At 37.0% G+C, this 22,386-nt stretch carries 12 protein-coding genes, 2 tRNA genes and 2 rRNA genes; 8 read left to right on the forward strand and 8 right to left on the reverse strand.

The window, feature by feature from the left end:
* Positions 1 to 38 precede the first annotated feature (38 nt).
* The 6 genes from QLQ94_RS20930 to QLQ94_RS20955 form a co-directional block, all read right to left on the reverse strand.
* Positions 39 to 2,922, reverse strand: a 23S ribosomal RNA gene (locus tag QLQ94_RS20930).
* 194 nt (positions 2,923 to 3,116) lie between these two features.
* Positions 3,117 to 3,190 (reverse strand) — tRNA-Ala (locus QLQ94_RS20935).
* A gap of 100 nt (positions 3,191 to 3,290) precedes the next feature.
* Positions 3,291 to 3,364, reverse strand: a tRNA-Ile gene (locus tag QLQ94_RS20940).
* Between the two features lie 126 nt (positions 3,365 to 3,490).
* Positions 3,491 to 5,004, reverse strand: a 16S ribosomal RNA gene (locus tag QLQ94_RS20945).
* The 16S and 23S rRNA genes sit together here with 2 tRNA genes alongside, the layout of an rRNA operon.
* A gap of 1,272 nt (positions 5,005 to 6,276) precedes the next feature.
* Entirely contained in the window at positions 6,277 to 6,966 is a 690-nt protein-coding gene (locus QLQ94_RS20950) for an SIMPL domain-containing protein (RefSeq protein WP_427402856.1), read from the reverse strand.
* 53 nt (positions 6,967 to 7,019) lie between these two features.
* Entirely contained in the window at positions 7,020 to 7,658 is a 639-nt protein-coding gene (locus QLQ94_RS20955) for a rhomboid family intramembrane serine protease (protein ID WP_271337573.1), read from the reverse strand.
* Between the two features lie 112 nt (positions 7,659 to 7,770).
* Here QLQ94_RS20955 and QLQ94_RS20960 point away from each other — a divergent pair, with 112 nt between their 5' ends.
* Positions 7,771 to 8,643: a lysophospholipid acyltransferase family protein gene (locus QLQ94_RS20960; protein ID WP_271337574.1), complete on the forward strand. Its 873-nt coding sequence runs from the start codon at positions 7,771 to 7,773 to the stop codon at positions 8,641 to 8,643.
* Positions 8,644 to 8,711: 68 nt separating this feature from the next.
* Here the strand turns inward: QLQ94_RS20960 and glmM are convergent, their stop codons facing one another.
* Positions 8,712 to 10,100: a phosphoglucosamine mutase gene (gene glmM / locus QLQ94_RS20965; protein WP_427402857.1), complete on the reverse strand. Its 1,389-nt coding sequence runs from the start codon at positions 10,098 to 10,100 to the stop codon at positions 8,712 to 8,714.
* Positions 10,101 to 10,384: 284 nt separating this feature from the next.
* On the opposite strand from glmM, the gene QLQ94_RS20970 reads away from it, so the two are divergent.
* The 4 genes from QLQ94_RS20970 to QLQ94_RS20985 all read left to right on the forward strand — a co-directional run bounded on the left by QLQ94_RS20970 (position 10,385) and on the right by QLQ94_RS20985 (position 15,615).
* Entirely contained in the window at positions 10,385 to 10,969 is a 585-nt protein-coding gene (locus tag QLQ94_RS20970; RefSeq protein ID WP_271337576.1) for an acyl carrier protein phosphodiesterase, read from the forward strand.
* 40 nt (positions 10,970 to 11,009) lie between these two features.
* Positions 11,010 to 12,692, forward strand: coding sequence for a gamma-glutamyltransferase (gene ggt, locus QLQ94_RS20975; RefSeq protein WP_482498412.1), 1,683 nt, complete (start codon positions 11,010 to 11,012; stop codon positions 12,690 to 12,692).
* Between the two features lie 86 nt (positions 12,693 to 12,778).
* Positions 12,779 to 14,563, forward strand: a complete 1,785-nt coding sequence (locus tag QLQ94_RS20980) for a chloride channel protein (RefSeq protein WP_271337578.1) — start codon at positions 12,779 to 12,781, stop codon at positions 14,561 to 14,563.
* 134 nt (positions 14,564 to 14,697) lie between these two features.
* Positions 14,698 to 15,615: a Fic family protein gene (locus QLQ94_RS20985; RefSeq protein WP_482498414.1), complete on the forward strand. Its 918-nt coding sequence runs from the start codon at positions 14,698 to 14,700 to the stop codon at positions 15,613 to 15,615.
* Here the strand turns inward: QLQ94_RS20985 and QLQ94_RS20990 are convergent.
* A complete protein-coding gene (locus QLQ94_RS20990; RefSeq protein WP_482498416.1) occupies positions 15,598 to 17,232 on the reverse strand; it encodes an IS1182 family transposase in 1,635 nt (544 codons plus the stop codon). The genes QLQ94_RS20985 and QLQ94_RS20990 overlap by 18 nt on opposite strands.
* Before the next feature lie 167 nt (positions 17,233 to 17,399).
* Between QLQ94_RS20990 and uvrA the strand changes: the two genes are divergently transcribed.
* From uvrA to QLQ94_RS21005, 3 genes are all read left to right on the forward strand, one after another.
* Positions 17,400 to 20,231 (forward strand): excinuclease ABC subunit UvrA, encoded by a 2,832-nt coding sequence (gene uvrA, locus QLQ94_RS20995; RefSeq protein ID WP_482498418.1) that lies wholly within the window; start codon positions 17,400 to 17,402, stop codon positions 20,229 to 20,231.
* A 92-nt stretch (positions 20,232 to 20,323) separates the two neighbouring features.
* On the forward strand, positions 20,324 to 21,232 hold the full coding sequence (locus QLQ94_RS21000) for a hypothetical protein (protein ID WP_482498419.1): 909 nt from the start codon (positions 20,324 to 20,326) through the stop codon (positions 21,230 to 21,232).
* Between the two features lie 396 nt (positions 21,233 to 21,628).
* Positions 21,629 to 22,357, forward strand: a complete 729-nt coding sequence (locus QLQ94_RS21005; RefSeq protein ID WP_055096620.1) for an LOG family protein — start codon at positions 21,629 to 21,631, stop codon at positions 22,355 to 22,357.
* Positions 22,358 to 22,386 lie beyond the last annotated feature (29 nt).

Below are 22,386 nucleotides of genomic sequence, written 5' to 3' on the forward strand. Positions count from 1 at the left end.
AAAGTTTCTTCCTCCCGATCACTCGGGAGGAAAAGGGTGTACATAAGCTTACGGATTATTAGTACTACTCGACTATGACATTACTGCCTTTACATCTATAGCCTATCAACGTGGTCATCTCCCACGATCCTTAAAAGAAATCTCATCTTGTGGTGGGTTTCGCGCTTATATGCTTTCAGCGCTTATCCCTTCCAAACGTAGCTACTCTGCGATGCTCCTGGCGGAACAACAGATACACTAGAGGTTTGTCCAATTCGGTCCTCTCGTACTAGAATCAGATCCACTCAAATTTCTAACGCCCACAGTAGATAGAGACCGAACTGTCTCACGACGTTCTGAACCCAGCTCGCGTGCCACTTTAATGGGCGAACAGCCCAACCCTTGGGACCTTCTCCAGCCCCAGGATGTGACGAGCCGACATCGAGGTGCCAAACCCCCCCGTCGATATGAGCTCTTGGGGGAGATCAGCCTGTTATCCCCGGCGTACCTTTTATCCTTTGAGCGATGGCCCTTCCATGCGGAACCACCGGATCACTATGCTCTACTTTCGTACCTGATCGACCTGTATGTCTCTCAGTCAAGCTCCCTTATGCCATTGCACTCTACGCACGGTTACCAAGCGTACTGAGGGAACCTTTAGAAGCCTCCGTTACTCTTTTGGAGGCGACCACCCCAGTCAAACTACCCACCAAGCAATGTCCCCCGTAAAACGGGGTTAGGCCTCAGATAAACAAAGGGTTGTATTTCAACAATGACTCCACAACGCCTGGCGACGCCACTTCACAGTCTCCAACCTATCCTACACATCATTTATCCAAGGTCAATACTAAGCTATAGTAAAGGTGCACAGGGTCTTTTCGTCCCACTGCGGGTAAACGGCATCTTCACCGTTACTACAATTTCACCGAGCTCATGGCTGAGACAGTGTCCAGATCGTTACACCATTCGTGCAGGTCGGAACTTACCCGACAAGGAATTTCGCTACCTTAGGACCGTTATAGTTACGGCCGCCGTTTACTGGGGCTTCAATTCAATGCTTCTCCGAAGATAACATCTCCTCTTAACCTTCCAGCACCGGGCAGGTGTCAGGCCCTATACTTCATCTTACGATTTTGCAGAGCCCTGTGTTTTTGATAAACAGTCGCCTGGACCTCTTCACTGCGGCCCTGATTACTCAGGGCGACCCTTCTCCCGAAGTTACGGGTCTATTTTGCCTAATTCCTTAGCCATGAATCTCTCGAGCACCTTAGGATTCTCTCCTCAACTACCTGTGTCGGTTTACGGTACTGGTACTAATTACCTGAAGTTTAGAGGTTTTTCTTGGAAGCCCTTAGGCGCACTATCTCTTTGTCCGAAGACTCCGAGTACTATCGTATTTCCCCAAAACCCGTGGATTTGCCTGCGGGTCTTATAGGTAGGTACTTCAACGAACTATTCCGTCAGTTCGCGGCGCTTTCATCACTCCGTCACCCCATCACAGTAATTAGTAGTACGGGAATATTAACCCGTTAGCCATCGACTGTCCCTTTCGGGTTCGCCTTAGGACCAGACTAACCCACAGCTGATTAGCATAGCTGTGGAAACCTTAGTTTTTCGGTGTGCGGGTTTCTCGCCCGCATTATCGTTACTTATGCCTACATTTTCTTTTCTAACCAGTCCAGCATACCTTACGATACACCTTCAACCCTGTTAGAATGCTCCCCTACCACTTACAGTTACCTGTAAATCCATAGCTTCGGTAATATACTTATGCCCGATTATTATCCATGCTCGTCCGCTCGACTAGTGAGCTGTTACGCACTCTTTAAATGAATGGCTGCTTCCAAGCCAACATCCTAGCTGTCTGGGCAGACAAACCTCGTTCTTTCAACTTAGTATATATTTGGGGACCTTAGCTGATGGTCTGGGTTCTTTCCCTCTCGGACTTGGACCTTAGCACCCAAGCCCTCACTGTTAGTGAACATTATATAGCATTCGGAGTTTGTCAGGAATTGGTAGGCGGTGAAGCCCCCGCATCCAATCAGTAGCTCTACCTCTATATAACTTTATAACTAACGCTGCACCTAAATGCATTTCGGGGAGTACGAGCTATTTCCGAGTTTGATTGGCCTTTCACCCCTACCCACAGGTCATCCGAAGACTTTTCAACGTCAACCGGTTCGGTCCTCCACTGTGTGTTACCACAGCTTCAACCTGCCCATGGGTAGATCACACGGTTTCGCGTCTAACACTACTGACTAAAGCGCCCTATTCAGACTCGCTTTCGCTACGGATCCGTGGCTTAACCACTTAACCTTGCCAGCAACGTTAACTCGTAGGCTCATTATGCAAAAGGCACGCCGTCACCCCACGAAAGGGCTCCGACCGCTTGTAAGCGTATGGTTTCAGGATCTATTTCACTCCGTTATTCACGGTTCTTTTCACCTTTCCCTCACGGTACTGGTTCACTATCGGTCTCTCAGGAGTATTTAGCCTTAGCGGATGGTCCCGCCAAATTCAGACAGGGTTTCACGTGCCCCGCCCTACTCAGGATACCACTATCTATTATACTCGTTACCCATACGGGACTATCACCCTCTATGGTGTCACTTTCCAGTAACTTCCGGTTCCTTGTACATAAAATATCGTGGTCCTACAACCCCAATCTTGCCGTAACAACATTGGTTTGGGCTAATCCGCGTTCGCTCGCCACTACTTACGGAATCACTTTTGTTTTCTTCTCCTCCGCCTACTTAGATGTTTCAGTTCAGCGGGTTTGCCCACCTATCGGTGTACTATGTCTTCAACATAGTGGGTTGCCCCATTCAGGTATCTACGGATCAATCGGTGTGTGCCCGTCCCCGTAGCTTTTCGCAGCTTATCACGCCTTTCATCGCCTCTGAGAGCCAAGGCATCCCCCATACGCCCTTATTTTGCTTATTGTACCAATCTTAAAATTAATTAAGACCGTTTTTTTTTGTTCTTTACAATAAATTGTAAAAAACGCTTTCTACTTTTTATTATTTTCTTATCTCAATATGTCAATGAACTTTTTCTTTTTCAGAATAAAGAACATAGAGAATAGAGAATAGACTTTGTCTATATTCTTTTTCTATATTCTATCTTCTTAAAGATAGTGGAGAATAACGGAGTCGAACCGTTGACCTCCTGCGTGCAAGGCAGGCGCTCTAGCCAGCTGAGCTAATCCCCCTTTTTAATTAAAAATTAAAAATCGTGAATTAAAAATTATGAACTATTTGATCCTTAATCTTTCAACTTCTAAAATTTCCTTCTTTTTAAGCATAAAATAGTTGTCTCGGACAGACTCGAACTGTCGACCCCTACATTATCAGTGTAGTACTCTAACCAGCTGAGCTACGAGACACTCTTATTCTTAAAATTTATTATTTGAACTAACAGCAAGAGTAAAATAGTCTTAAAATCAAAACCCATAAAGCTTCTTCTTTTTTCCTCAGCGTGTTGATAAATCAACTAACACTTGAGGCTCTAGAAAGGAGGTGTTCCAGCCGCACCTTCCGGTACGGCTACCTTGTTACGACTTAGCCCTAGTTACCAGTTTTACCCTAGGCAGCTCCTTGCGGTCACCGACTTCAGGCACCCCCAGCTTCCATGGCTTGACGGGCGGTGTGTACAAGGCCCGGGAACGTATTCACCGGATCATGGCTGATATCCGATTACTAGCGATTCCAGCTTCACGGAGTCGAGTTGCAGACTCCGATCCGAACTGTGACCGGTTTTATAGATTCGCTCCTGGTCGCCCAGTGGCTGCTCTCTGTACCGGCCATTGTAGCACGTGTGTAGCCCAAGGCGTAAGGGCCGTGATGATTTGACGTCATCCCCACCTTCCTCACAGTTTGCACTGGCAGTCTTGTTAGAGTTCCCGACACGACTCGCTGGCAACTAACAACAGGGGTTGCGCTCGTTATAGGACTTAACCTGACACCTCACGGCACGAGCTGACGACAACCATGCAGCACCTTGTAAATTGTCTTGCGAAAGATCTGTTTCCAAACCGGTCAATCTACATTTAAGCCTTGGTAAGGTTCCTCGCGTATCATCGAATTAAACCACATGCTCCACCGCTTGTGCGGGCCCCCGTCAATTCCTTTGAGTTTCATTCTTGCGAACGTACTCCCCAGGTGGGATACTTATCACTTTCGCTTAGCCACTGAGATTGCTCCCAACAGCTAGTATCCATCGTTTACGGCGTGGACTACCAGGGTATCTAATCCTGTTCGCTACCCACGCTTTCGTCCATCAGCGTCAATCCATTAGTAGTAACCTGCCTTCGCAATTGGTATTCCATGTAATCTCTAAGCATTTCACCGCTACACTACATATTCTAGTTACTTCCTAATAATTCAAGTCTAACAGTATCAATGGCCGTTCCACCGTTGAGCGATGGGCTTTCACCACTGACTTATTAAACCGCCTACGGACCCTTTAAACCCAATGATTCCGGATAACGCTTGGATCCTCCGTATTACCGCGGCTGCTGGCACGGAGTTAGCCGATCCTTATTCTTACGATACCGTCAAGCTACTTCACGAAGTAGTGTTTCTTCTCGTATAAAAGCAGTTTACAATCCATAGGACCGTCATCCTGCACGCGGCATGGCTGGATCAGGCTTGCGCCCATTGTCCAATATTCCTCACTGCTGCCTCCCGTAGGAGTCTGGTCCGTGTCTCAGTACCAGTGTGGGGGATCTCCCTCTCAGGACCCCTACCCATCGTAGCCTTGGTAAGCCGTTACCTTACCAACTAGCTAATGGGACGCATGCTCATCTTTTACCGTTGTGACTTTAATTATAAAATGATGCCATTTCATAATACTATGAGGTATTAATCCAAATTTCTCTGGGCTATCCCTCTGTAAAAGGTAGATTGCATACGCGTTACGCACCCGTGCGCCGGTCTCTAGTTCCGAAGAACTATACCCCTCGACTTGCATGTGTTAAGCCTGCCGCTAGCGTTCATCCTGAGCCAGGATCAAACTCTTCATCGTATATTGTTGATCTAATCACTTAGATCGTATTGTTATTCGAATCAGTCTCTATCGGTTCTTTTTTAATCTCTCGATTATCTTACTCTTTATTCTTTTGTTTTAACATCTCTGTTAAAACGGCTGTCAATTCAATATGTCTACGAACGTGTCTTCTTTTTTGTTTCGCTTGTTTCTCAAAGCGGGTGCAAAAGTAGAAAATTTATTTTCAACTGGCAAGTAAATTTTGAAGTTTTTTTTGGAAATTTTTATTTCCTTTTCTTCTCATTTTCCAACCAATCTATCAATGAACTTCCGTTGTTTTGCGGGGTGCAAATGTAACATCTGTTTTCAAATCTCACAAGCTTTTCGAAATCTTTTTTAGAAAATAAATTTTCGTTTTGATCAGTAAGGCTTGTCAGTATTTCAGTGAACGTCTGTCGTTGTTGCGGGTGCAAAAGTAGGTCCTTTATTTACATTTACAAGCCTTTTTGTTCTATAATTTCAATGTTTTTACAAACTTTTTCTTAACACTCTGATAACACCAACCTTAACCATTGTCCTTTTTTTGACTTTATCGGAATTTTCGTAAGCACATTGTGCTTTTCACAATAACAACACTTGAAGAACCTCCATTTTTATGAACTTTACAGACTTATGGAGGTTTTTCTATTACTTTATAATAGTAATCACATATTAGTTTCGGCTCCCTGCGCCGGGGCTTGCCTGATTATACCACGAAGACACGAAGGTTCTTTTGCTTTGCCTTTTGAATAAGACACTAGGATTTGCTCCCCATACCTATATACACTATACTTCTAATTAAGAACAACTGCCCTGGCCCCGATAGAAATGGAAATCCTTTTGCTTTTTTCTTTAAAAAGCAAAAGATTGAAATGCATAGCGGGATGAAGCTCCTAATTCATATTTCAAAAACATATTAACTAAGCTTAAACCAGGAGCCAGCCAAATAAATCTATACTTATAACAACAAACGCGACAGGCTTTAAAAACCTGTCAGGTTCAAGGCTCAAATTCTTACCTTATATATAGGAAAGAAATTTCTAATTCCAAAAATGCACTAAACAAGCTTTAACTGTACCCACCCTAGCAAACCCAATCCTTATATCTATAAATAAGAAACCCGACAGGTTGAAAAACCGCCGGGTTCAAGAACCAAATCTTACCTTATACTAGGAGGGAAATTTCAAATCCGACAAACTATAGGGACAAAAAAAATCCAGATCCAAATTTTTAAGTTGAGATCTGGATTTTATTATGTTGAATTGATATCGCTTAGTCTAAAATAAAACTCACACTAACGTTTGCAACAACTTCAATCTCTCCAATAGCTAAAGTTTCGTTTGAAGCACCGGCTGAATCCATAGCCATTGATTTCATAGCGGCATACATTGGTTGTGGACGGTAAACCTGAGTATTATCAGAAATAGTATATGCCTTACCAACTTTTTGACCTAAAACCGAAACATAATCTTCTGCTTTTAATTTAGCATCTTTTATTGCCAATTTACGAGCTTCTGTTTCAATTAGAGCCAATTTAGAAGTTTCAAAAGAAACTCTGTCAATACGGTTAATACCTTGTTGAACCAAGCCTTCCATTAATTCATCATATTTAGATAAATCTTTTAATATAATTTCTACTGTTTGTGTAGCGTTATAACTGGTTTTCTTTTTCTCATAATCGTACTGTGGATTAAGAGCTACTTGTTTTGTTTTGAAATCTGCTGTTGGAACATTCATTTTTTTTATGAATTTTAAAACTGCATCGATTTTTTCGTCATTTTGTTTTTTGACGTCTTTAGCATTATTCCCTTTTGTTTCAACAGTTGCTGAAATACAAACCTGATCAGGTGCTACTTTTACTTTTCCTTCCCCGTTCACATTGATTTGAGGAATTTGTTTGGTTTCTTGTGCGTAAGACATAGTCATAAACATGATTGTTAAAAATAATACTACTTTCTTCATTTTTGTTATATTTAAATTTGTTTGATAATCGAATTTCAAAAGTTGTGCCAATATTATAATTTACCCAATTTTGCCATTACAAAAAGTATCAAAATAGGAATTGCTAACAGAATTACCATTAAACTATGATCTACAATCAAGGATGGTTCTTTTATCAACGTAATCAAATAACCTCCTATGGCACCTCCAAAATGCGCTGTATGCCCAATATTATCATTTTTAGCTCTCATTCCGTAAATTGAATATAATAAATATAAAATTCCAAATAAATAAGCTGGCATTGGTATGACAAAAAAGATTCCCAGCATCATATCCGGCTGTAATAATATCGCAGAATACAAAACCCCTGTTACAGCTCCCGAAGCTCCTACAGCTCTATAGCTGTAATCATTTTTATGAAAAAGCATTGTAAGCAGGCTTCCAAAAATCAAACTGCCGAAATAAATCAAAACAAAAGAAAAAGTTCCTAACCATTGTATGACTACAGGAGCAAAAAACCACAACGTAAGCATATTAAAAGCTAAATGCATAATATCAGCATGCAAAAACCCGGATGAAAGCATTCTGATTTGTTCTCCGGAACGAATACTTCCTACATGAAATTCGTATTTTCTAAAAAAAGCAAGATCATTAAAACCTTTGTAACTAATTATAGCATTAGCCACTATAATCCCTACTAAAATGGTATTCATAAAAAATATTTAATGTGATTTGTAAATATAGTCATTCTTAAACATATGTTAGCTTCAAACCAAAATATCGATGTTTATTCATTTTTACTTTATATTTGTAAAAAAATATTACATGCAATTTCTCGTTTATTTACTGGCCTATCCTTTACTTTGGCTGATCTCTATACTTCCGTTTCGTTTATTTTACTGGTTATCAGATTGTGTCTATTTTATTATATATTATATCATTGGATACAGAAGAAAAGTAGTTAAGGAAAACCTTGCGCTTACTTTGCCTTACTTAAGCAAAACGGAACAAAAGCAAATCGAAAAAAAGTTCTATCACCATATGTGTGATATGTTTCTGGAAACGATTAAAACGATGAGTATTTCACCAAAAGAGATGGAAAAAAGATTTCGTGTTACCAATATTGAACTTGTAAATGAATATGCAACAAAAAACAAAAGCGTCATTCTGGTGGCGTCACATTATGCTAGCTACGAATGGCTTTTGACAATTAACCCGAAAATTGATTTTAAGGGAATTGCTGTTTATAAAAAAGTCGCCAATCCTTATTTTGATAAATTAGTACGAAGAATACGTTCAAAATATGATACGGAATTAGTAGAAACGAGAAAAGCGATTCCCACTATGGCTCAAAATCAACGTCAGGGAATTTTAAGCATGTACGGATTAGCAAGCGATCAATCTCCTAAACTGGATCGAATTTTTCATTCGATGAAATTTATGGGTATTGAAGTTCCTGTACATACAGGCGCAGAAATGCTGGCAAAAAAATACAACCTAAGTGTCATTTTTGTAAAAGTAAAAAAAGTAGCAAGAGGTTATTATGAAGCAACATTTGTACCTATTGCAGATAATCCTAACGATTATAAAAACTTCGATATTACAGAAAAATACTTAAGGGAAGTTGAAAAACAAATTTATGAAGCTCCTGAATACTATTTATGGACGCATAAAAGATGGAAACACCGAGTTGAATAATTTACAAAAAAATACCTCTTTCAAAATTAATGAAAGAGGTATTTTTTTGTGATTTGAATTGCTGAAAATTAAATTCCCGCAATTGCTTTTATTTCGTCTATAATTCGAAGTGCCAGAACATCTGCCTTTTCCTGAGATGGAGCTTCTGTATAAATTCTAATAATTGGTTCTGTATTTGATTTTCTTAAATGCACCCATTCTGTTGCAAAATCAATTTTAACTCCGTCAATTGTTGTGATATCTTCATTTTTATATTTTTCTGTCATGGCAACTAAAATCGCATCAACATCAATTTGTGGTGTTAATTCAATTTTGTTTTTGCTCATATAATATTCAGGATAAGAAGCACGCAAAGCCGAAACCGACATTTTTTTATTTGCCAAATGCGTCAAAAACAAAGCTACTCCTACCAAGCTATCACGTCCGTAATGAGATTCAGGATAAATGATTCCACCGTTTCCTTCACCGCCAATAATAGCGTTATTCTTTTTCATTAACTCTACAACATTCACTTCTCCTACGGCACTCGCTTCGTATTTTCCACCATGAGCAACCGTCACGTCACGTAAAGCACGTGATGATGACATATTAGAAACCGTATTCCCCGGAGTTTTACCTAAAACATAATCAGCACAAGCTACTAATGTATATTCTTCTCCAAACATTTCTCCATCTTCGCAAATAAAAGCCAAACGATCTACATCTGGATCAACCACTACACCTAAATCAGCTTTTTCTTTTACCACCAATTCAGAGATATCAGTTAAATGCTCTTTTAAAGGCTCCGGATTGTGAGGAAAATGTCCGTTTGGTTCGCAGTATAATTTTACTACCTCAACACCCATTAATTCCAATAACCTTGGAATAATAATTCCGCCTGATGAATTTACACCATCAACAACTACTTTGAATTTTGCAGCTTTTACTGCCTCAACATCAACCAAAGGCAAATTTAAAACCTCGTCGATATGAATATCCATATAAGCATCATTCACCGTGATTTCTCCTAAACTATCTACATCCGAAAAATCGAAAGCTTCTGCATCGGCAATTTCAAGAATTTTAGCACCTTCTGCTCCACTTAAAAATTCTCCTTTTGCATTTAATAATTTCAATGCATTCCATTGTTTCGGATTATGAGAAGCTGTTAAAATAATTCCTCCATCTGCTTTTTCTAACGGAACAGCTACTTCTACAGTTGGCGTTGTCGAAAGTCCAAGATCAATTACATTAATCCCTAAACCTATTAAAGTATTTACAACAAGATTGTGAATCATTGGTCCGGAAATCCTGGCGTCACGACCTATTACAACTGTTAATTTTTCTTTTGAAGTATTGTTTTTAAGAAAAGTACCATATGCCGATGCAAATTTTACAGCATCAACAGGAGTCAGGTTATCTCCTACTTTTCCACCAATTGTTCCACGTATTCCTGATATCGATTTTATTAAAGTCATTTTTATGAGTTATGGTTACCAGTTACAAATATAGAAAAGTTGCCAGGGTTCTTAGGTGCTTTTTTTTTAAAAGTTATTAAGGTTCTGACTAGCTAAGGTTCTTACATTTTAATAAAGGCGTGATCATTCATGAAACGATATAAAAAAGTTTTCATACTTTTACTAAAATAAACTTAGTTTCTTAACCTCTTAGCCGCGAAGCTTCGGGATAGTAACTCGAAAAATACTTTTACTAAAAATAACTTAGAGCCTTAGCGACTTAGAATCTTAGCAACTCAAAAAAAATGAATTTCCTAGCCCACATCTATTTGTCCGGAGATAATGATTTAATCAAAATTGGCAATTTTATGGCCGATGGAATTCGCGGGAAACAATTTGAGCATTTTCCTGAAGAAATTCAAAAAGGTATTATTTTGCATCGGTCAATTGATACTTATACCGATTCACATGATGTTTTCAGACAAAGTACCAAACGATTACATGAAAAATACCATCATTATGCCGGCGTAATTGTAGACATTCTTTATGATCATTTTTTAGCCAAAAACTGGGAGAAATACTCAGATGAAAAATTAGATAATTTCATTAACCGTTTTTACAGATCATTACACGAAAACTATCCCATTTTGACTGAAAAGACACAGGATTTAATGCCTTATATGGTTAAACAAAACTGGCTTTTAAGTTATCAGACCGTAGAAGGAATTCATCAGATTTTGACACAAATGGACAGAAGGTCGAAAAACATATCGAAAATGCAGTTTGCAAGTGAAGAGTTGATAGAATTTTATACTGAATTTGAACAAGAATTTACTTTGTTCTTCGAGGATCTCAAACAACACTCCAAACAAAAATTACTTACTTTATAAAATCGGTCCGGTTCTATAAAAACAAAATACAATTCTCTTTATGAAAAAGATTGCCCTTTTATTCAGCTTTATTTCATTTTATAGTTTTGCTCAGCAAACTGCAAAACCAACCGGATTAACAGCAACAAAAGCCATGGTAGTTTCGGCACGCCAGGAAGCTTCGAAAGTTGGCGCCGAGATTATACAAAAAGGCGGAAATGCTTTTGACGCAATGGTTGCTACTGAACTGGCTCTTGCAGTTGCATATCCGTACGCAGGAAATTTGGGAGGAGGAGGATTTATGGTTTACAGAAAATCAAATGGCGAAGTTGGATCTTTAGATTATCGCGAAAAAGCGCCACTTGCAGCATCAAAAGATATGTTTCTGGATAAAGACGGAAACGTCATTAAAGGTAAAAGTACTGCAACTGCTTTAGCAATTGGCGTTCCGGGAACTATTGCCGGAGTATTTGCCGTTCACAAAAAATTAGGATCGATGCCAATGTCTGAAATTTTAAAACCAGTAATTGCCTTAGCAGAAAGAGGTGTAATTGTAACTAAAAAACAAGAAAAAAGACTTCAGGATTATCACGATGCTATTGTTAAAGTAAATGGACCGAATACATTACTGGCAGGTAATTTTAAAGAAAATGATACCATCAAATATCCTGCGCTTGCCAATACTTTAAAACGAATTTCTAAGAACGGAAGAAATGAATTTTATAAAGGTGAAACAGGAAAAATTTTAGTTAAATATATTCAGAAAAAAGGTGGAATTATAACGCTTAAGGATTTGGAGAAATATGAAGCTAAATGGAGAAAACCATTACAATTTAATTATAAAGATTTAAAAATAACTTCAATGTCACCTCCAAGCAGTGGCGGAATTTGTCTGGCACAAATCATGAAAATGATTGCTCCCTATGATTTATCAAAAATGGGACATAACACTGAGGAATCTATTCAGATTATTGTAGAAGCCGAAAGAAGAGCTTATGCAGATCGAAGCCAGTTTTTAGGTGATCCGGATTTTGTAAAAATTCCAATTAACGGATTATTATCTGATGCTTATTTAAAGGACAGAATGTCAAGTTTTGATGTAAACAAAGCGAGCCTATCATCAGAAATAAAAGAAGGAAAAGTCAACTTTAACGAAAGCACAGAAACTACTCATTATTCTATTGTTGATGCGCAGGGAAATGCGGTTGCCGCAACCACAACGCTTAATGACGGTTACGGATCAAAATACTATTGCGATGAATTAGGATTTTTCTTAAACAACGAAATGGATGATTTTAGTGCGAAACCAGGATCTCCAAATATGTTTGGCTTAGTAGGAAATGAAGCTAATAGTATTGCGCCGCAAAAAAGAATGCTAAGTTCAATGACACCAACAATTGTAGAGAAAAACAGAAAACTATTTATGGTCGTTGGTTCACCAGGTGGATCTACAATTATTACAAGTGTTTTGCAGGCTATTTTAAATGTTTATGAATATAATCTAAGTATGCAGGATGCTGTAAATGCGCCACGTTTTCATCACCAATGGCTACCGGATTTAATTACGTTTGAACCCAATGCTTTTGACAAAATCACAATTGACAAATTAAAAGCAAAAGGATATTTGATTAATGAAAAAACAACGCCTGTAATCGGTAAATTAGATTGCATTTTAGTCTTACCTGACAATACTCTTGAAGGTGGGGCAGATTTTCGTGGAGATGATACTGCTGTTGGTTTTTAAGTTAAAAAATTAGATTTATCCTTAAATGTCGTACAAATTTAAATGTTAAAAGCTAAATTTGCACTACACCTAACTTTTACAACAGAATGCTAAAAAAATATTTTAGAAGACTAGAAAGCATTATTGCTTTGGCTCAATCATTAATGACACCAAAGCAATTTATTTTTTTATCAAGTGTTTTAATTGGTATCTCTTGCTCTTTGGCTGTAATTGTTCTAAAAACTTTTGCCCATAGTGTTTTTTCCTTTGCTACTTATATTAATGGTATTCTTAAATTAAGTTTTATCAATAGTATTCTTCCTATTGTCGGAATCCTTCTGACTGTTTTTGTTGTAAAACGAATTCTAAATGGAAGTATCGAAAAAGGAACCTCTCAAATTTTATATGCTGTTGCGAAAAAAGCAAGTATTATTCCCAGAAAACAAATGTACGCCCAAATTGTTACCAGTTCCTTAACAGTAGGTTTAGGAGGTTCTGCGGGTTTAGAAAGCCCTATTGTGATTACAGGCGCAGCATTTGGTTCAAATTTTGCCCAAAACTACAAATTACCTTATAAAGACAGAACATTGCTTATTGGCTGTGGTGTTGCCGCAGGTATTTCTGCCGCTTTTAACGCTCCAATTGCCGGTGTTCTTTTTGCTATTGAAGTTTTATTGGTTGATGTCAGTATTTCTGCCTTTACACCAATTATGATTTCTGCCGCTACCGGTGCGCTGGTTTCTGCAATTGTATTAGACGAAAGTATTTTATTGTCTTTTAGAAAACAAGAAGCTTTTAATTATCATAACATTCCTTTTTATGTGCTGTTAGGCATATTGACTGGTTTTATTGCCGTTTATTACGCAAGAAATTTTCAAAGAGTCGAACATTATTTTTCTAATTTAAAAGTTGGTCCTTATAAAAAAGCATTAATCGGTTCTTCGTTATTGGCACTGCTTATTTTTATATTTCCAACACTGTTTGGAGAGGGTTATGAAAGCATTAAAACGTTATCTGAAAGTGATCCCGGAAAAATATTAGACAATACTTTATTTGCTGATTTTAGAGATAATCAATGGGTTCTATTACTGTTTGTTGGATGCACAATGATGGTTAAAGTATTTGCATCAGCATTAACCCTTGGAAGTGGTGGAAATGGAGGGAATTTTGCTCCGTCTTTATTCTTAGGATCTTATTTGGGATATTTCTTTGCAAAATTTATAAGTCTTATCGGATTGTCGAAATTGCCTATCAGTAACTTTACAATGGTGGGAATGGCAGGTATTTTGAGCGGACTATTTCATGCACCTCTAACTGCAATCTTTTTAATTGCTGAGATTACGGGTGGCTATAGCCTGATGATTCCACTTATGATTGTTTCTTCAATAAGTTTTGCTATCTCTAAACGTTTCGAGAAATATTCTCTTGACGTAAAAGGTCTTGCTAAAAAAGGTCACGCATTTACAAGTAATAAAGATTCAAACATTCTTTCTACTCTTGATATTGATACTATTATTCAAACTGATTATCTGACGGTTCATCCGGAAGAGAACCTAAGCAAACTTGTTGATCTTATCTCACACTCTAACCAGGTTGTTTTTGCCGTGGTTGATAATGAGAAAGACCTCGTTGGTGTAGTTCATTTTAATGATATTCGAGAAATTATCTTCAATTCATATCAGGTAAAATATACTCTGATCAAAGATGTTATGAAAACTCCGCTGGCCATTATCTCATCAAACGACAGTATGGAAATCGTAATGAGTAAATTCGAAAAATCAAAATCAGCCTTTCTTCCGGTCTTACGAAATGACAAATACTTTGGTTTTATTTCTAAATCTATAGCACTTGAAGCCTACAGAATGAAATTACGTTCCATGACAATTGAGTAAAATTTAATTTATCCGATACCAAGAAGTGCCTTTGTGAGATTATGTGGAATATAGACTTAACATACAGAACTGAATTTCAGTCAACTTTTGACCGATTGTGCTAAAAAAGGCTTGACCTGCAAAACAGCAGACTATTGCCCAACATTGCTTTGCACAAAATTCGCGAGAGTTTATCACTAGAATGGACATACAATTCTAATGGTATCCAAGGAAATACTTTGAGTTTACGAGAAACCCAAATGGTTATTCAGGAAGGAATTACTATTAAAAGGAAATCACTGCGTGAACATTTTGAAACACATAATCATGATAAGGCAATAGATTATTTATATTCTATTGTCGATGATAGTTACAACCTTCGAAGTATTGATATTCTTTCTATTCACGGATTAGTTTTACGTTCTATTGAAGATGACTTTGCAGGACGTTTACGCAATGGAGGTGTTCGTATTTCAGGTGCTAATTTCATGCCACCAAATGCCAATAAAATTTCAGATTATCTGGATGAGCTAATCGATTTTGTTAATACAAATCCATTAGATTTAAATGACATCGAACTGGCCACAATTTATCATCATAAACTAGTCTGGATTCATCCATTCTTTGATGGGAATGGGCGTACTGTTCGTTTGAGCATGAATTTACTATTGATGCGTTGCGGTTTTCCTCCAGCAATTATCCTAAAAAACGACAGGAAAAAATATTATGAAGCACTTAATCAGGCTAATAATGATAATTATCAAAAACTAACACTTTTAATGTCTCAGGCTTTAGAACGTGCATTAAACATATACCTAAGTTCGATGCCCGGAAATGATTATGACTACCAAAAAATTTCTGATATTGTTAGCGAACCTGAAACTCCTTACGAACAGGAATATGTTAGTTTACTAGCCAGAACAGGAAAAATTGATGCATATAAAGAACGTAGAAATTGGTATACAACCAGAGAAGCTATTGAAGAATACATGGCAACCCGAAAAAGAAGAGGTTGTCTGAAAAGACGACCTCTTTCTTTTATTATACTAGTAGATTTACAGAGTGTTTCTTGAAAAATGTAAATTTGGGCTAAAATGGTCTTCTATAAACTTTTCTAAAGCTTCTACGAGATCAAAAATGAGGTTAAAATTACCCAAACGGATTTTAGCGATCCATTTAGAAAAGTTGTGAGCAATAGCAATCAGGCCAAATTCAGTATTTACTTTGGCTGTTTTGGTAAGTGTAAATCTTTTAAATCCTTTGTTTTGCTTGATGTTACCAAAAACCGGCTCTGGTTCAATACATCTTTTACTATAAATTTCCCTGCCCAATTCACTTTCTAAATTCTCTCTTGCCTTGAATTTCAGTCTTTGAAGATTGTGATTAATTTCTATCCGTCTGTTCCCCTTAGCTTTAAAGCATTGCCCCCGCAGAGGACATCCTGCGCAATTTAAAGCCTCATATACCGAATGATACTGTTCAAAACCAGTTGTAGTTTTTGATTTCTTAGTAAAGATACGAGGCATTTGCTGCCCCATTGGACAAACCAAAAAGTCTTGCTCATTATTATGAAACAGGTTTTGTGCGTGGAATAAATTGTTTTTATGCTTACGGGTCTCTTCGATACGGTACATGTTGTAGGGAACAAAAAAATCAATTTCTTTGTCTTCAAGGAGTTGATAATTTTCCTCACTTCCATAGCCCGCATCGGCTATAACTTTTGCAGATTGTTTGCCGTAGTTGCTTTTGAATCCTTCTAAGTGAGTCTTTAATGTGGTAAAATCAGTAGAAGTCTGGTGGGTGGAGTAATGTGTAATAATTTGATTTTCTGTAGAAATCTGAATATTATAACCCGCTTTTAATTGTCCGTTGCCCATATGATCTTCTTTCATGCGCATAAAAGTAGCATCGGTATCGGTTTTCGAATAACTGTTTCTATCCCCCAGAATTTCGAGATGTTTCTCATATTCTTTAAGTTTTACAAGCTGTTCTTTCTCGAGTTTTTGAAGTGATTTGTTCTGCTGTTTACTCAGCTTCTGCTTTTTTTCACTTTGGTTGATCTCGTGTATTTTTTCTTCTAATTTCTTACTGTCTACCTTGGTATCAGTTTGGTTATCAGTATGCATAATGTCTGACTCGATAGCCTGACCAATATCTGCCAGAACAGCATCGATTTTTCCCTGAAGCCTGTCTTTATGTTTTTCAACTGCTTTCTTCCACACAAAGCTGTATTTATGTGCGTTGGCTTCTATTTTAGTACCATCAATAAATTGTCTCTCCAGGCTAATGAGCTCTAAATCTACCATCATCAGAACGACCTGGCTGAAAAGTTTTTCGATATTCCCTTTTAATTTTTTTCCTCTAAAGTCATTGATAGTTCTAAAATCCGGCTGAAGTCCTCCCGAGAGCCACATAAAATATATATTCTCCTTCACGGCTCTAGCCAGCTTTCGGCTGGAATAGGTATTATTGAGATATCCGTAAAACAATATTTTCAATAACATCTTAGGATGGTAGCTGGATCTTCCACCGCCTTTAAACTGTGATATAATCTCGGAAATTTCCAACCGTTCAACAACACTGTCTATTAATCGGGCAGAATGATTCTCTGGGATCAGATCATTTAAATTCAATGGAAAAAGATCTTGCTGGTGAACCGAATGAGGCTTAAAAACTGGCTGCATAATCATTGATTTTAGTACTTAAATATAAGAAAAATCAATGTGTAAAACAAAAAAAAACTGCCCGAAATTACTTTTCGGACAGCCTCATTTTGTTACTAATTGTAACATAAAGTTTTGCTATCGAGCACAAAAAGAACAAATCAAAGTGGTAACTTTGCGTTTTGCTCAAAATTATGTTAGAAAAAGACAATACTATTGAAGTTCTTGGTGCAAGGGTTCATAATCTAAAAAATATAGACATTTCTATTCCGCGTGAAAAACTGGTTGTTATTACCGGTTTATCAGGTTCGGGAAAATCTTCTTTGGCATTTGATACCATATATGCGGAAGGACAACGTCGTTACGTTGAAACTTTTTCGGCTTATGCCAGACAGTTTCTTGGTGGCTTAGAACGTCCAGATGTTGATAAAATCGACGGACTTTCGCCGGTAATTGCTATTGAACAAAAAACAACCAGCAAAAGTCCGCGTTCGACCGTTGGTACTATTACTGAAATTTATGATTTCCTACGACTTCTTTATGCTCGTGGTGCTGACGCTTATAGTTACAACACTGGAGAGAAAATGGTTTCCTATTCTGATGAACAAATTAAAGATTTGATTATTCAGGATTTTAAAGGGAAACGAATCAATATCCTTGCTCCAATTATTAGAGCCAGAAAAGGACATTATGCCGAGTTATTCCAGCAAATTACCAAACAAGGTTTCCTTAAAGTTCGTGTAAACGGCGAAGTTCAGGATCTGGTTTCAGGAATGAAACTGGATCGTTACAAAACACACGATATCGAAATTGTAGTCGACAGAATGTTGATAGAAGATACTGAAGACAATCAAAAAAGATTATCAGAAAGCATCAATACAGCCATGCATCATGGAGAAAACGTATTAATGATTTTGGACCAGGATACAAATGAAGTACGTTATTTCAGTAGAAACTTAATGTGCCCAACAACAGGAATATCGTATCAAAACCCAGAACCAAATTTATTTTCGTTCAACTCCCCAAAAGGAGCTTGTCCGCATTGCAATGGATTAGGAACAGTGCATGAAATTAATATTAAAAAAATTATTCCTAATCCTAAATTATCCATTAAAGCCGGAGGTTTCGCTCCGCTTGGTGAATACAAATCTTCGTGGATTTTTAAACAACTAGAAGTTATTGGAGAAAAATTCAGTTTTAAGATAACAGATCCAATTGAGAAGATTCCGGAAGAAGCTATGACGATGATCCTTCATGGTGGAAAAGATAAATTTGTCGTAAATTCTAAAGATTTAGGCGTTACCCGCGATTATAAAATAGATTTTGAAGGAATCTCACATTTCATCAAAAATCAGTTTGATGAAACTTCTTCAACCACGATAAAACGTTGGGCAAAAGATTTCATGGACGAAGTAAATTGTCCGGTTTGTGACGGTTCCCGTTTGAAAAAAGAAGCATTGTTCTTTAAAATCAACGGCAAAAATATCGTTGAATTGTGTGATATGGACATCTCCGATTTGACTGTCTGGTTTCAGGATTTAAACAAACATTTATCAGACAAACAGCTTTTGATTGCATCAGAAGTCGTTAAAGAAATAAAAGACCGTTTGAACTTTTTAATGAATGTTGGTTTGAATTATCTGGCTTTAAGCCGAAGTTCAAAATCACTTTCGGGTGGTGAAGCACAGCGTATTCGTCTGGCTACACAAATTGGTTCACAACTGGTTGGTGTTTTATATATTCTCGATGAGCCAAGTATTGGTTTACACCAAAGAGACAATGAAAAACTAATTCACTCCTTAGAACAATTACGCGATATCGGGAACTCGGTTATTGTTGTAGAACACGATAAAGACATGATCGAACGTGCTGATTATGTAATTGATATTGGTCCGAAAGCAGGTAAATACGGAGGAGAAATCATCAGTATTGGAACTCCCGCAGAAACGTTGAAATCGAATACAATTACCGCTCAATATTTGAACGGTAAAATGAAATTAGAGATTCCGAAAGAGCGCCGTAAAGGAAACGGCAAATTCCTAAAACTAACCGGAGCGACAGGAAACAACCTTAAAAATGTTTCGATCGAATTACCATTAGGGAAAATGATTTGTGTAACAGGAGTTTCAGGAAGTGGAAAATCTACTTTAATAAACGAAACCCTCTATCCTATCCTGAACGCTTATTATTTTAATGGCGTAAAAAAACCACAACCATACAAAAAGATTGAAGGCCTTGAGCATATTGACAAAGTAATTGATATCGATCAAAGTCCGATTGGAAGAACACCACGCTCGAATCCAGCTACTTATACAGAGGTTTTTACTGAAATCAGAAATCTTTTTACGATGACTTCTGAAAGTATGATTCGTGGTTATAAAGCGGGTCGTTTCAGTTTTAATGTAAAAGGCGGACGCTGTGAAACCTGCGAAGGTTCCGGTGTAAGAACTATCGAAATGAACTTTCTACCGGATGTTTATGTCGAATGCGAAACGTGTCAGGGAAAACGTTTCAATAGAGAAACATTAGAAATAAGATATAAAGGGAAATCAATTTCAGATGTCTTGAATATGACCGTTGATGAAGCTGTTCCGTTCTTTGAAATGATTCCGAAGATTTATAGAAAAGTAAAAACAATTCAGGATGTTGGGTTAGGATATATTACACTTGGTCAGCAAAGTACCACACTTTCCGGTGGTGAAGCACAACGTATCAAATTAGCCGGAGAATTGTCTAAAAAAGATACCGGAAATACCTTTTATATTCTTGACGAACCTACTACAGGATTGCATTTTGAAGACATTCGTGTTTTGATGGATGTAATTAATAAACTGGTTGATAAAGGAAATACGATCCTGATTATCGAACATAATATGGATGTCATAAAACTCGCTGATTACATCATTGATATTGGTCCCGAAGGAGGAAAAGGTGGCGGACAATTAATCGCCAAAGGAACTCCTGAAGAAGTAGCGAAAAGTAAAAAAAGTTATACGGCTAAGTTCTTGAAAAAGGAATTAGAATAGAAATGCATCTTTGTCAATTTTTTTTGACAAAGATGTATTGATTTAAAAAATTAACAGTAGTAATTTTATATTTTAGCATTAAAATATAAAAGATGAAATCAATTTTGCCATTCATTATATTAGTATTACTTAGTGCAAAAAGTTTTTCCCAGTCACAAAAAGATAGCCTTAGAGATGTTGTAAAAGAAAGGATTAAAAATATTAATGAAAAACAAATTGACAACCCTTACTATTCCAGACAAGAACTCGAAGAGGAATATCTCCGTGAAAACAGCGTATTTCAATCTTTAGCTCAGCCTAGCACAGAAAGTGATTTAGCAAATCATTATAAAATTTATCTGGAACAAAAACTTCTAAAAAAAATTAATTTTAGCAAACTGAAAACATCTTCTTACTACAAAGGCATTTCTAATAAAAAATACAATTACACTATCCGACTAACCTTTGAGATAAATAAGAAGAATAAAGCTTTTAATTTTCGCATTAATACAGGAGACAGGGAGCTCAATAAAAAAGTTATCGAAATTTTTAAAAATTATCCTTTAGAAAAATTAAACTTAAATGATAATGCTAAACTTGGAAAAATTAGTGTTCAGTTATTTACAAAAGAAGACAAAAACACACTAATAAAAGCAAGTACATTTGTCCTCATAGATGAGCTTCCCGTTTTAAAAGGATGCGAAAGTATTGCCTACAATTCCGAGTTGAACAGATGCCTTTATGATCAAATATTCGAGTATATTTTAAAAAACATCTCGCTTGAAAACATTGCGAAACAAAACAAAAGAGGAGAAATCGTTATCAATCCGCGTTTTTCTATTGATTCTAATGGAAAAATTTTCCGTGTTAATTCTATTGCTCCAAACAAAATCATTAAAGATGAAATTGACCAGATTATAACATCTTTCAATCAAGTGATAATTCCAGGTAAAAGAAATGACATTCCTAAAAACACTTATTGTGAAACTTTCCGGACGATAACTATCGAAAATTTAAAATGATGGACTTTATACAAACTTAAAAATACTTTCATAATTCATTGATAATGAATTAACAGCTTAAGAGATCATTATCACTACCTTACTTTAAAATTAATAAATGCTCATTTCTGTAACAATTCTCAAAAAAAGCAGTAATTTAGTATGCCCTAATTGCCAAAATCAGAAACTTTGGCAATTTTTTATGGGCTAAAAACAATGTTTCGATTGAAAACTGGTGCCCTAGCCCTGATGGGAGCGGCATCTTTTTGTGGCGCGGTTCACCGCAAAAGATATAGCGAACAGCAGGATTAAGCTCCTCACTTCGATTACGCTCAGTGTGACAATAACTACTCTGAGAATGATAATTAAAAAAAAGACACAACTTAAATAAAAATATAAATAATTAAAATACCTAAAATGAGATTAGAAGATTTTGATAATGATGAGGACAAAGTAATTCAGGACCGTTTAAAACAAAAAACGTGGAATGAAATTAGAACAAATGACAGCTGGGCGATTTTTAAAATCATGGCCGAGTTTGTAAACGGTTACGAAAGCATGGGACGTATTGGTCCTTGTGTATCTATTTTTGGATCGGCGAGAACGAAACCGGATGATAAATACTATTTATTGGCTGAAAAAATTGCATACAAAATCAGTAAAGCTGGTTATGGTGTGATCACTGGAGGTGGTCCCGGAATCATGGAAGCTGGTAACAAAGGTGCGCATTTAGGAGGTGGAATTTCGGTTGGTTTAAACATCGAATTACCTTTTGAACAACACTTCAACCCTTATATCGACCACGATAAAAACCTGAATTTCGATTATTTCTTTGTGAGAAAAGTTATGTTCGTAAAATATTCGCAAGGTTTTGTGGTGATGCCTGGAGGTTTTGGAACTTTAGATGAAATGTTCGAAGCTATTACTTTAATTCAAACTAAGAAAATCGGAAAATTCCCAATTATATTAGTTGGTGTTGAATTCTGGTCTGGGTTGATCGAATGGGTAAAAACAGTTTTGGTTGAAAAAATGCAAACTGTAAGCCCTGAAGATTTAAACTTATTTAAAATCGTAGATACTGAAGATGAAGTTGTTGATGTATTAGATAAATTCTACAAGAAATACGATTTAAGTCCAAATTTCTAAAAATTTTTTTCAGCATATCAGTAAATAAA

The sequence above is a fragment of the Flavobacterium sp. B114r genome (assembly GCF_056824125.1).

Excerpts from the sequence above, each read along its gene's own strand:
- glmM (WP_427402857.1), bottom strand. The coding sequence starts at position 10,100 with ATGACTTTAATAAAATCGATATCAGGAATACGTGGAACAATTGGTGGA.
- QLQ94_RS20955 (WP_271337573.1), bottom strand. The coding sequence starts at position 7,658 with ATGAATACCATTTTAGTAGGGATTATAGTGGCTAATGCTATAATTAGT.
- QLQ94_RS21005 (WP_055096620.1), top strand. The coding sequence starts at position 21,629 with ATGAGATTAGAAGATTTTGATAATGATGAGGACAAAGTAATTCAGGAC.
- ggt (WP_482498412.1), top strand. The coding sequence starts at position 11,010 with ATGAAAAAGATTGCCCTTTTATTCAGCTTTATTTCATTTTATAGTTTT.
- QLQ94_RS20970 (WP_271337576.1), top strand. The coding sequence starts at position 10,385 with ATGAATTTCCTAGCCCACATCTATTTGTCCGGAGATAATGATTTAATC.
- QLQ94_RS20960 (WP_271337574.1), top strand. The coding sequence starts at position 7,771 with ATGCAATTTCTCGTTTATTTACTGGCCTATCCTTTACTTTGGCTGATC.
- QLQ94_RS20980 (WP_271337578.1), top strand. The coding sequence starts at position 12,779 with ATGCTAAAAAAATATTTTAGAAGACTAGAAAGCATTATTGCTTTGGCT.
- QLQ94_RS20950 (WP_427402856.1), bottom strand. The coding sequence starts at position 6,966 with ATGAAGAAAGTAGTATTATTTTTAACAATCATGTTTATGACTATGTCT.
- QLQ94_RS20990 (WP_482498416.1), bottom strand. The coding sequence starts at position 17,232 with ATGATTATGCAGCCAGTTTTTAAGCCTCATTCGGTTCACCAGCAAGAT.
- uvrA (WP_482498418.1), top strand. The coding sequence starts at position 17,400 with ATGTTAGAAAAAGACAATACTATTGAAGTTCTTGGTGCAAGGGTTCAT.
- QLQ94_RS21000 (WP_482498419.1), top strand. The coding sequence starts at position 20,324 with ATGAAATCAATTTTGCCATTCATTATATTAGTATTACTTAGTGCAAAA.